8 protein-coding genes are annotated in these 12,016 nt (G+C 37.3%); all 8 read left to right on the top strand.

Annotated elements, in window-relative coordinates:
* Positions 1-1,101, top strand: a 1,101-nt coding sequence (locus Q0X89_RS13440; RefSeq protein ID WP_297695021.1) for an MFS transporter, incomplete at its 5' end; no start/stop codon positions are given.
* Between the two features lie 8 nt (positions 1,102-1,109).
* Entirely contained in the window at positions 1,110-2,429 is a 1,320-nt protein-coding gene (locus Q0X89_RS13435; protein WP_297695019.1) for a glycoside hydrolase family 2 TIM barrel-domain containing protein, read from the top strand.
* An 89-nt stretch (positions 2,430-2,518) separates the two neighbouring features.
* Entirely contained in the window at positions 2,519-5,980 is a 3,462-nt protein-coding gene (locus tag Q0X89_RS13430; protein ID WP_297695017.1) for a hypothetical protein, read from the top strand.
* Between the two features lie 10 nt (positions 5,981-5,990).
* The gene (locus Q0X89_RS13425; RefSeq protein ID WP_297695015.1) at positions 5,991-7,286 is read left to right on the top strand and encodes a glycosyl hydrolase family 17 protein; all 1,296 of its coding nucleotides are present in this window, start codon (positions 5,991-5,993) and stop codon (positions 7,284-7,286) included.
* Between the two features lie 41 nt (positions 7,287-7,327).
* Entirely contained in the window at positions 7,328-8,347 is a 1,020-nt protein-coding gene (locus tag Q0X89_RS13420) for a glycoside hydrolase family 2 TIM barrel-domain containing protein (protein ID WP_297695013.1), read from the top strand.
* 69 nt (positions 8,348-8,416) lie between these two features.
* Complete coding sequence (locus Q0X89_RS13415) at positions 8,417-9,844, top strand: MFS transporter (RefSeq protein WP_297695011.1); 1,428 nt, start codon at positions 8,417-8,419, stop codon at positions 9,842-9,844.
* Positions 9,845-9,951: 107 nt separating this feature from the next.
* Complete coding sequence (locus tag Q0X89_RS13410; RefSeq protein WP_297695009.1) at positions 9,952-10,860, top strand: glycosyl hydrolase family 17 protein; 909 nt, start codon at positions 9,952-9,954, stop codon at positions 10,858-10,860.
* 40 nt (positions 10,861-10,900) lie between these two features.
* Complete coding sequence (locus Q0X89_RS13405) at positions 10,901-11,842, top strand: glycosyl hydrolase family 17 protein (protein WP_297695006.1); 942 nt, start codon at positions 10,901-10,903, stop codon at positions 11,840-11,842.
* Positions 11,843-12,016: the final 174 nt, after the last annotated feature.

Raw genomic sequence — 12,016 nt, 5'->3', positions numbered from 1 at the left:
TTGAATATAGTAATTGGTATTTCCGTTGCCTATTTTTCCAATTATTTCCTTGTAAATATGGAAGGTGAAAGCTGGCGCTATATGTTGGGTGTTGAAGCCATTCCTGCAGCAATTTATTTTTTAGCACTCTTTACAGTACCAAGAAGTCCAAGATGGTTGATAAGGAAATTGAACGAAGTAAAATTGGCAAGAAAGATTCTGGCTAAGATTGGCGGTGAAGAATATGCCGAAGTTACCATTGCAGAGATTCAGCGGGGAATATCTGCTAAAGAAGAAAAAGGAACCCTTGCAGATCTGTTTAAATACAGAAATCGCACCATCATGATAATTGCAATTGGGATAGCATTTTTTCAGCAGATTACAGGGATAAATGCGGTCTTTTATTATGCCCCTACGATATTTGAACAAGCCGGAGGAAGCACAGATTCCTCATTTTTACAGGCTATTGTGGTAGGGCTTACGAACCTTGTATTTACCCTGGTGGCTATATGGCTAATTGATAAGTTGGGCCGAAAACCACTTTTACTGATAGGGACTACTTTTATGACTATTGCACTTTTGATGGCTGCTTTCGCATTTAATAGTGCAACCTATGATTTTAATGAGAAGACCCTTGCTAAAATAAGCAACAATGAAATTAGAACAGCATTATCAGATTTTAAAGGTAGGTCATACGAGAGCCAGTCTGCACTTTTTGCGGAGGTTGAACCTGCCATGAATCAGGAATTGTTTCTGAAGTTTAAACGTAATGAAATCACTAATTTTATACAAATCAACGCTACTTTGGTATTGATTGCTATCCTGCTGTATGTTGCCTCCTTTGCCATTTCTTTGGGACCGGTTATGTGGACATTGATTTCAGAGATTTTCCCCAGTAAAATAAAAGGAATTGCAATTTCAGCAGTGGGCTTTTTTAACTCTTTGGTAAGTTTTTCTGTCACCCAGGTATTTCCCTGGGAATTATCCAATCTGGGACCAACGGTGACTTTCGCCCTTTATGCATTATTATCCTTCTGCGCCATATTCTTTGTACATAAATTTGTTATTGAGACTAAGGGACGAACACTTGAAGAAGTCCAGGAAATATTAATCAGGAAATAAATCAATAAATGAGACAAATTATTTTTTTAGTTTGTTTTTGTGTTTTTTTTTCATGCAAAGATAATTCCGTTAAAAAAGATATTGCAGGTGATACTGAGTTCAACCCGGGCCCGGCCAGGGTTGAAATTATGTTCAAGGATAGTAAATATGCTCTATTAGTCAATAAAGAACCTTTTTATATTAAGGGGGCGGGTTTGGAATTTGGAGATGTCAGTTCTCTTGCCAGCCATAAGGGTAACTCCTTCAGGACCTGGCAAACCGACAATGGTCAAAAAACAGCATTGGAAGTTCTGGATGAAGCGCAGGAAAATGGCTTAATGGTAACCATGGGAATTAATGTTGGCAGAGAACGCCATGGCTTTGATTATAATGATGAAACTGCCGTAAATGGGCAATTGGAAAGAATTAAAAAAGAGGTGATAAGCATAAAGGATCATCCTGCCCTTTTGATATGGGGTATAGGCAACGAACTAAACCTCAGTTATGAGAATCCTAAAGTGTGGGATGCTGTTAATGAAATTTCAAGAATGATCCATGAGTTAGATCCAAATCATCCTACCACTACAAGCCTTTCCGGCATCTCGCAAAAAGAAATTAATTACATCAAAGAACGATGTCCGGATCTCGATATTTTGTCTATCCAGATGTATGGAGAATTACCTGCAGTACCTGCCCTGATCAGGGAGTATGGATGGGATGGCCCTTATATGATTACAGAATGGGGTGCCACGGGGCATTGGGAAGTTCCAAAGACACAATGGGGAGCTCCCATTGAAGAGCACAGCTCACTTAAAGCAGCCAATTATTTAAAGCGTTTTAAGCAGGGTATTGAGGCAGATACCTTACAATGTATTGGTTCTTACGTTTTTCTCTGGGGGAATAAACAAGAGCGTACACCAACCTGGTATGGTATCTTTCTGGAAAATGGTCAGGAAACAGAATCTGTAGATGTAATGCACTACATATGGAATGGAGAATGGCCGGATAATAGAACGCCTCAGATTGTATCATTTACTTTAGATGGAAAGACGGCCTACGACAATGTTTTTTTACAAGCCGATAAGATGTACAATGCTGAAATTAAACTGGTTGATTTTGAAGACGATACCATAAGCTATACTTGGGAAGTATTGCATGAAAGCACAGAGACCAAAGAAGGAGGTGATTATGAAGAACGCCCGGCCGCCCTGGAAAGAGCAATAATTTCACATAAAGATGGAGCTGCTAAAATTAAAGTACAGGAAAAAGGAACATACAGGTTATTTGTTTATGCAGATGATGGAAATAATCATTCAGCAACTGCGAATATTCCATTTATGGTAAACTAAATGACTAGATAAAATTAGAATATAAAGTTTGAAGTAATATATTAATTCAGGAGTTTTTTTTAAGTTTAGAACAATCAAATTATCATTAAATGAATCAACGCAAAATATACTTAGGTGATATAAAAGCTCATTTTGAAAAACCCGAAATAAAAGGAGAACCTGTACTCATGGAAAATGAAAGTTTTTATAAAATTTCAAACAGCCATGCCATGAGACCATTTTTCATGAGTATTGTAAGTGATTCGGATCATTGGATGTTTATTTCCAGTAATGGGGCACTGAGTGCCGGAAGAAAGAATAGTGACAGCGCAATTTTTCCCTATTATACGGATGATAAAATTACAGAATCGAATGAGATTACTGGCAGTAAGACCATACTTCAAATCCATAAAGATGGCAAGTCTTTACTTTGGGAGCCTTTTTCTGAGCGTTACGAAGGGGTATATACAATTACCAGAAATTTATATAAAAACAGTTTCGGCAACAAAATAATCTTTGAAGAAATTAATGAGGATTTGGGCTTAACATTCCGCTATCAATGGAATTCATCTGACTTGTATGGATTTGTTAAAAAGTCGACACTCGTAAATAATTCAAAAAATGACGTTCAGCTAACTATTTTAGACGGAATTCAAAATATATTGCCTTACGGTATCCATGAGGACTTGCAGAATAACAGAAGCAACCTTGCCGATGCCTATAAAAAAAGTGAACTGGAAGTAGAAATAGGACTGGGCATTTATGCTTTAAGCGCAGTAATTGTTGATAAGGCGGAGCCAAGCGAAGCGCTAAAGTCGACTATTGCATGGTCTCTTGGGAGTAACAAACCTACACATTTAATTTCCTCTCTACAGCTTGATAATTTTAGAAAAGGATTGCCAATAAATGACGAAATTGATATCAAAGCAGAAAAGAGCGCTTATTTCATCAGTTCAAAAGTTAAACTTAGTCCCAATTCGGATAAAGACTGGATAATTGTGGCTAACTTAAATCAGGGACCATCCGATGTGCAAGCTATATCTTCATTATTAAAGTCCGAAAAAGGTTTATATAATAAAGTTTTGGAGGATATAGAATTGGGTACACAAAACCTGAAAGAACTGACCTATTCCGCGGATGGTTTGCAAGTAACATCGGATAAACTTCAAAATACAAGACACTTTTCAAACGTATTATTTAATATAATGCGAGGTGGTATTTTTGATGACGGTTACAATATAGACAAGAACGATTTTGTAAGGTATATTGAAAAGGCAAATACAGCAGTCTCTAAGGATAATAAAAAGATATTGGAGGAAATTCCTGTTACATTTTCACTAAAGGAATTACGAAAAATCGCGGATCAAAGTCCGGATAGTAATTTTAAACGTCTTTGTTTTGAGTACATGCCTCTAAAATTTAGCCGAAGGCATGGCGATCCAAGTAGGCCTTGGAATAGATTTTCAATAAATACACGCAGTGAAATTGATGGATCTAAAGTCCTGGATTATGAGGGTAACTGGCGAGATATTTTCCAAAACTGGGAGGCTCTGGCGCACTCTTATCCCGAATTTATTGATAGTATGATTCACAAGTTTTTAAATGCCACTACATTTGAAGGCTATAATCCATATCGTGTTACTAAAGATGGCTTTGACTGGGAAGTAATAGAGCCGGATGATCCTTGGTCATATATTGGCTATTGGGGCGATCACCAAATAATTTATCTCCTGAAATTTTTGGAGATTATTCAAAATTATTATCCCTCCAAATTAGAAGCATACTTTAATCAGGAACTATTTGTTTATGCGAATGTTCCTTATAAAATTAAAAGTTATCAGGATACCCTTAAAAATCCTAAGGATACTATTGATTATGATCATGATCTTAATGATCAGATAGACAAAAGGAAAAGTGAACTGGGTGCAGATGGTGCTCTTATGACTGCAAAGGATTCTGATATTTATAGTGTAAATCTTCTGGAAAAATTACTGGCTACCGTAATGTCCAAGTGCTCTAACTTAATTCCCGAAGGAGGAATTTGGCTTAATACCCAGAGACCAGAATGGAATGATGCCAACAATGCTTTGGTTGGCAACGGTGTTTCTATGGTTACTCTTTATTACCTAAGAAGATTTTTGAAATTCTTTCAGAACTTACTTTTAAACGCAAAATTTACCAATACCGCACTTTCAGAAGAATTGGTTACATTTTTTCAGGGTCTGGCCTCCACATTGGAGCAGTATTCATATACTTTGAAAAGCAAAATATCAGATGCTGATAGAAAACTAATTCTGGATGGCTTAGGCGAGGCTGGCAGTGCCTACAGAGCCAATGTTTATGCTAATGGATTTAGTGGGAGCAAAAAAGATATTTCCAAAACTGATATACTCAATTTTGTAGAGCTGGTTTTAGAATATCTTGATCATTCCATTGATGCGAACAAAAGAGCGGATAACATGTATCATGCCTATAACCTGATGGCTGTTGAGAATGAAAATGAGATCTCTATTTCATATTTGAGTGAAATGCTGGAAGGACAGGTTGCAGTTCTTAGTGCCGGCTATCTCACTTCAGAATCATGTCTTGCGGTACTTGATGGCCTCAAGGCGAGTAGCCTGTTCAGAGAAGATCAGTATAGCTATATACTTTATCCCAACAAGGAATTGCCAAGATTTGTAGATAAGAATAATATAGCTTCAAAAAAAGTAGAACAGTCCAACTTACTGAGGCAGTTGCTTAAAGATGGAAACAAACAAATTATAGAAAAGGATGTTGCAGGCAATTACCATTTTAATGGCTCTTTCAATAATGCCAATAGCCTAAAAAATGCGCTTTCTGAACTTCCAAATGAGCAATACGGTAAGCTTATTGAACAAGATGAGGAATTGGTATTAAATATTTTTGAAGAGGTATTTGATCACAAATCATTTACCGGAAGGTCAGGGACATTCTTTGGTTACGAAGGCCTGGGCTCTATTTATTGGCATATGGTATCTAAACTGCTATTAGCTGTTCAGGAATGTTGCCTAAAAGCCATAGAAGACAATGAAAATGATGAAATAGTAGGCAGACTATTAGATCATTATTATGAAATTAACGAAGGTATTGGAGTGCATAAATCCCCTGAACTTTATGGAGCGTTTCCAACTGATCCTTATTCACATACTCCAGCAGGAAAAGGCGCGCAGCAACCCGGGATGACAGGTCAGGTAAAAGAAGATATATTGAGTAGAATTGGAGAGCTGGGCGTCATGGTAAATAAAGGTAAGCTTCAATTTAAACCTGATCTTTTAAGAAAAGAAGAATTTTTACAAAAGGGCGGATCATTGACATATACCAACGTGGATAAGCAACAAAAAGAATTGAAACTGGAAGAAAATTCACTTGGATTTACATATTGTCAAATACCAATAATTTACAAATTGGCGGAAAATGAGAATTTGAAGATTGTCTTTAGCAAGGATTCAATTATGGAATATGAAGAATTGATTCTTGATGAGGCTACAAGCAAAAAGGTTTTTGAACGAACCGGAGAAATCAATAGAATAATTGTTTCCATTAAAAAATAAATATAGAGACATGAAAAAAATTATGAAAACAACTATTTACCTGCTATTAGCTATAATAGTTTTTTCTTGCAAAGACAATACTAAAAAAGAGATTAAAACTAATTCTGTGAAGGAAGTAACAAGTTTAAGCGCAAAGGACATTCTGGGTAACCCGGAATTTTTGGCAATGTCATATGGGGGTTACAGGGATGTTGATCATGATGTTGAACCCGCCATTGAAGAACTTAAGGAAGATATGAAGCTATTGGCAGCCATGGGTGTTAAAATTGTACGCACTTATAAAGTTCACTTACCCCAGGCCACTAATTTATTGAAGGCTATTAGCGAATTAAAAGAAGAAGATTCCGATTTTGAAATGTATGTGATGTTAGGTGCATGGATAGATTGTAAAAATGCATGGACCGCTGTGCCCCCTGATCACGAACGGGAAAGTGAAGCCAATGCAAATCAAATTTTAGTAGCATCATATTTGGCAAATCAATATCCGGATATTGTAAAAATAATTGCTGTGGGTAACGAGGCAATGGTAAAATGGGCGGAAACTTATTATGTGCAACCGAGAGTGATATTAAAATGGGTAACCCACCTCCAGGATTTAAAAAAAGAGGGTAAACTTCCTGAAGATTTATGGATAACAAGCTCTGATGACTTTTCATCATGGGGTGGTGGCGGTGCTGAATATCATACCGAAGATCTTGAAAAATTATATAATGCCGTAGATTACGTCTCCATGCACACCTATCCCTATCATAACACACATTATAATCCTGAATTTTGGGGAATTCCTGAAGAAGAAGAGCAATTATCCGATATTGAAAAGATAGATGCAGCTATGCTTCGTGCAAAAGAGTTTGCAATGTCGCAATACGACAGTGTTTCAGGCTATATGAAAAGTATAGGGGTAGACAAACCAATACATATTGGAGAAACCGGATGGGCAACGACCTCTGATGGGTTCTATGGATCCTCAGGTTCCAGAGCCACTGACGAATATAAGCAAGCGTTGTATTACAAGCACATGCGCGACTGGACCAATGCAGCGGGTATTTCATGTTTTTATTTCGAAGGCTTTGATGAACCATGGAAAGATGCTGAAAATCCAAAAGGTTCAGAGAATCATTTCGGAATGATAAATATAAAAAGTCAGGCCAAATATCCAATGTGGAGTTTAGTAGACGAAGGTGTCTTTGAAGGATTAACCAGAAACGGGGAACCCATTACAAAGACCTATGACGGAGATAGTGATGCTTTGATGCAAGATGTTATGGTCCCGCCACTTGCCAGTGAAACCAAAGCTCCTGAATAATTCTAATCTACCCCAAGAGGATAATGATTAAAAAAATACAATTGAAATATTTAAGCGGCTTAATAATCCTTTTAGCCGCGATTCTTGTTTCTTGCACAGACAATCCTAAAACTGATATCGTTACTATTTCAGGACGCCAGATATTGGTAAATAATACCCCTTATGTAATTAAGGGGATATGTTATCATCCGGTGCCAAAGGGGAGTGAGAGGAGAGACTTTAGTAATTTAACTCAGGATTTGTCTTTAATGGCAGAGGCAGGTATTAACACTATTCGGGTATATGAACCAATTGCGGATAAATCTGTCCTTGACCAGATACAGGAAGCTGGTCTCAAAGTAATACTCGGTTTTGGATATGATCAGAATGGAAATAACGATATTAAGTCGGGAACGTTTATCGATTATGTCAATATGTATAAAAATCATAATGCTATACTGCTTTGGGAACTTGGTAACGAGTATAACTATCATCCCGAATGGTTTGATGATGATTTAAGAAACTGGTATACTACAATGAATGCAGCAGCTGAGCTTATTCACGAAAAAGATCCTTTACACCCGGTTACAACTGCTCATGGTGAATTGCCTGATTCATTAGCCCTGTCTTTATCGGAAAACATTGATGTTTGGGGAATGAATGTGTATCGCTGGGATGATCCTACAACAATTTTTACTGAATGGAGCGCAATTAGTTCTAAACCCATGTATTTATCCGAAGCAGGAGGAGATAGTTTTATGACCATTTCAAAAGATGGCTATGCGGAAGGAAATAACGAAAAAGCACAGGCAGATGCCAATAGAAATATTTTAAATGCTGTGTTCAATGCCACTGATATTTGTTCCGGCGTAACCATGTTCTCATTTACAGATGGCTGGTGGAAAGCAGGAAATACAGAAACACAGGATCCGGGGGGCTGGGCTCCAAATAGTACAGGTGTTCCTTATGACGGTACTCCAAACGAGGAGTATTGGGGAATGGTAGATATTGAAAGAAACAAGAAAGAAGCATTTATTGTGTTAAAAGAAAAATACACCGATCTATCTTTAACAAATTTGTAATTGTTATCGGATGAGATTAAAATCTGAAATAAACCTAAATAACCAATAGTAATCTAAAACTCTAAAAACATGTCAAATCAAAGTGCAGCAGTAAAAAATAAAGTCCCGTACGGGCAGAAAGTAGCTTTCGGGATCGGTATGCTTGCCAATCAAATGTTTCCTGCAGCGCTGGGCATATTTATGGTGGTTTTAGTACAGGATTTAGGCTTTCCGGGCTGGATGTGGGGAGTCTTGTTCTTTCTGCCCAGGGTGTTCGACTCCATCACCGACCCAATTATGGGATTCATTTCGGACAATACCAAATCTAAATGGGGAAGAAGGAGGCATTATGTGTTTTTGGGTGCTCTGATCATGGGTATTTCATTTGTCATTATGTGGCAATTGTATCGTGTAAATGGACTTGATTATAATTTCACCTATTTTTTATTATGGTCCTTTGTATTCTATTTGGGATTGACCATTTTCAGTGTACCCTATGTGGCCATGGGTTATGAAATGAGCAATGATTTTCATGAACGTACTGATATTATGGCTATTGCCCAATGGATCGGGCAATGGGCATGGGTGATAGCGCCCTGGTTTTGGGTAATTATGTATGACCAGGGATTGTTTGAATCTGCAGATGTAGCCACAAGGACCCTTGCCGTATGGGTAGGAATTATATGCATGATTTTTGCTATGGTACCTGCCATTTTTATAAAAAGTGAATCCACGCTAAATGCAGATTACTCCCCTTTGAGTTTTAAAGGAATCGGGGGAAGCTTAAAAAAGATTTTAGTAGGTTTTAAGGAGGCATTTAAATCATTGCCTTTCAGACAATTGTGCATTGCTACATTTTTGATCTATAATACCTTTTATACTATCGCGAGTTTTTCATTTTTTATCGTTGTTTATTATTTGTTTGGCGGTGATGCCGGAGCCGCCGGGGTTTGGCCTACTTTATTCGGTAGTGTTGGAGCTTTGGCTACTACATTTATTGTGATTCCTATTATCACTTTCATGTCCAAAAAAATGGGAAAGAAAAAAGCCTTTATTGTCTCACAAGCTATTTCTGTTTTAGGATATATAATGCTTTGGTTTCTATTTATTCCCGGAAAACCCTATATGTTTATTATCGCTCTTCCCTTTTTCGCCTTTGGTATTGGTAGTTTATTTACGCTGATGATGTCTATGACCGCCGATGTTATCGATTTGGATGAACTTAATACAGGAGAACGAAGAGAGGGTATTTTTGGCGCTATTTATTGGTGGATGGTAAAGTTTGGCTTCGCTATTGCAGGATTATTAACAGGTACGATAATGTCTGTAGTTGGATTTAATCCGGATGCGGCTGTTCAGCCTGATGGAGCGATTCTGGGTCTAAGGATATTTTATTCCGGATTCCCAATTCTTGGAACTCTCGTTGCCATCTATGTAATGCGCAATTATGACCTTACGGAAGAACGTGCCAATGAAATTAGTGCAGAATTAGTTAAACGTAAGAAAGCAAAAAACTAAAATTAACTTCCTATTTTCAAACCAAAAAAATTACATTCCCCAGGGTTAGTGGATATTGAATTTTTTTTGGGTTATAGAATAAAAACTAAAAATTAAATATATATAATATGTCGTATAGAGAAGGACATGAGTTTTCCCTAAAAGGAATTGATCTTACAGAATCATCAGGTGTTGATTTTGGTAAATATTCAACAGAAAAATTAAAAGAGCTATGGAGAAAAACCATGGAAAGCGGAATGCATGGATTATGTTTTAGCTTATATGAAGATGGGCAAAGGCCGGGGGATATTATTACTGAGGAACAAGTAAGAAGGCGAATGAAAATTATTCAGCCTTATACTAAATGGGTTCGTTCGTTTTCATGTACAGACGGTAATGAATTTATTCCCAAAATAGCTCGTGAATTTGGCATAAAAACCCTGGTAGGTGCCTGGTTGGGTGATGATCCGGAAATTAATGAAAGAGAAATAGAAGGCCTTATTCAATTGGCTAAAGACGGCCACGTAGATATAGCAGCAGTTGGTAATGAAGTGTTGTATCGCAATGATTTAAGTGAAGATGAGCTTTTAGAATTCATGTACAGGGTAAAAGAAGCGATTCCGGATGTTCCAATGGGCTATGTAGATGCTTATTATGAGTTTAGCGTTCATCCAAGAATAACGGAGGCTTCTGATGTGATTTTGGCAAATTGTTATCCTTATTGGGAAAGTTGCCCATTGGAATATTCTTTGCTCCATATGAAACAAATGTTTGCTCAGGCCGTTGAAGCAGGTAAGGGGAAGAAAGTAATTATTACTGAAACTGGTTGGCCGAGTGAAGGGGGTAATTTAAATGCAGCATTTGCCTCTGAAGTAAATGCTATGAAATATTTTATTAATACCCAGGTATGGTCGGCGAAAGAAGATATAGATATATTCTACTTTTCATCCTTTGACGAATCCTGGAAAGTTGGGGCAGAGGGTGACGTTGGTGCTTACTGGGGGCTTTGGGACAAACATGAAAAACTAAAATTTTAAGGTTAATATTCCAATAGTTTATAAAAGTTGTTATTGAAATATGAGTTATACTAAAGAATTAAATATAGAAGCAGGAAGGGCAATTTGTTATTCAGGTTTTCGAGAAGGTCAGAGGCCTGGAGACGTTTTTCCCAGCTATGATGAAATCAAAGAAGATCTGTTAATTCTTCATAATCACTGGAGATACCTTAGATTATACGACTGTGATAGACATGCCGAAACAGTTTTGGAGGTCATTGATAAAGAGAACCTTAATTTTAAAGTGATGCTTGGCGCCTATATTGTTGCCGAAGTAAATAATTATGGTTGTCCCTGGGGCGGATCTTATTCTGAAGAGCAACTCGAGAAAAACAAAGTCGCAAATGTCTCGCAGATCAATAAATTGATACGCCTGGCAAACAAATATCCCAATATTATTTTCTCTCTGTCTGCCGGTAATGAAGCATGTGTTGATTGGACTGACCATTATGTACCCGTTGATAGCGTTGTCAATTATGTGAAGATGATTAAAAAAGGAGCCAAACAACCCGTCACTTTTTGTGAAAATTATCTGCCCTGGCTTGATAAGTTAAAAGACCTGGTTGAAGAAGTAGATTTTATATCTATCCATACCTACCCTGTATGGGAGTATAAGAACATTCATGAAGCTATGGAATATACCAGGCAAAATTATTATACGGTAGCTGATACCTATCCAAATAAACCGGTGGTAATTACAGAGGCAGGGTGGACAACTTTTTCAAACGGAAGAGGAATTTGCCCGAGTAATGTAAGTGAAGAACATCAACGTATTTATTATAATGATTTAGTTGATTGGAGTGAAGAAGCAGAGGTGCTTACATTCGTGTTTGAAGCTTTTGATGAATCATGGAAAGGATCGGAAGAAGCTCTGGAACCGGAAAAACACTGGGGATTATTTAAAGTTGACAGAACTCCAAAACTGGTCATGAGTGAACTATACTCTCGTGAAACAGTCAGATAGAGATTTTTGACTTTAAGAGGTTTCCAAAATTCGGGTTGATTTGTATATGAGTAAGGAAATTTCTTTATTCACAGGTCCAGGCTATAAGACCGGGATGAGCATTTATTCTCACCTTTAGAATTCATTTTGTATTCCGGATCTTTGTTAAAAGAACATTTTTTACTTTTAGGTTTT

The organism is uncultured Eudoraea sp. (assembly GCF_947258525.1).
In the GTDB taxonomy this organism is placed as follows: domain Bacteria; phylum Bacteroidota; class Bacteroidia; order Flavobacteriales; family Flavobacteriaceae; genus Eudoraea.
This window is presented reverse-complemented; position numbering and strand designations above follow the sequence as displayed.

Excerpts from the sequence above, each read along its gene's own strand:
- Q0X89_RS13435 (WP_297695019.1), top strand. The coding sequence starts at position 1,110 with ATGAGACAAATTATTTTTTTAGTTTGTTTTTGTGTTTTTTTTTCATGC.
- Q0X89_RS13430 (WP_297695017.1), top strand. The coding sequence starts at position 2,519 with ATGAATCAACGCAAAATATACTTAGGTGATATAAAAGCTCATTTTGAA.
- Q0X89_RS13425 (WP_297695015.1), top strand. The coding sequence starts at position 5,991 with ATGAAAAAAATTATGAAAACAACTATTTACCTGCTATTAGCTATAATA.
- Q0X89_RS13415 (WP_297695011.1), top strand. The coding sequence starts at position 8,417 with ATGTCAAATCAAAGTGCAGCAGTAAAAAATAAAGTCCCGTACGGGCAG.
- Q0X89_RS13410 (WP_297695009.1), top strand. The coding sequence starts at position 9,952 with ATGTCGTATAGAGAAGGACATGAGTTTTCCCTAAAAGGAATTGATCTT.
- Q0X89_RS13405 (WP_297695006.1), top strand. The coding sequence starts at position 10,901 with ATGAGTTATACTAAAGAATTAAATATAGAAGCAGGAAGGGCAATTTGT.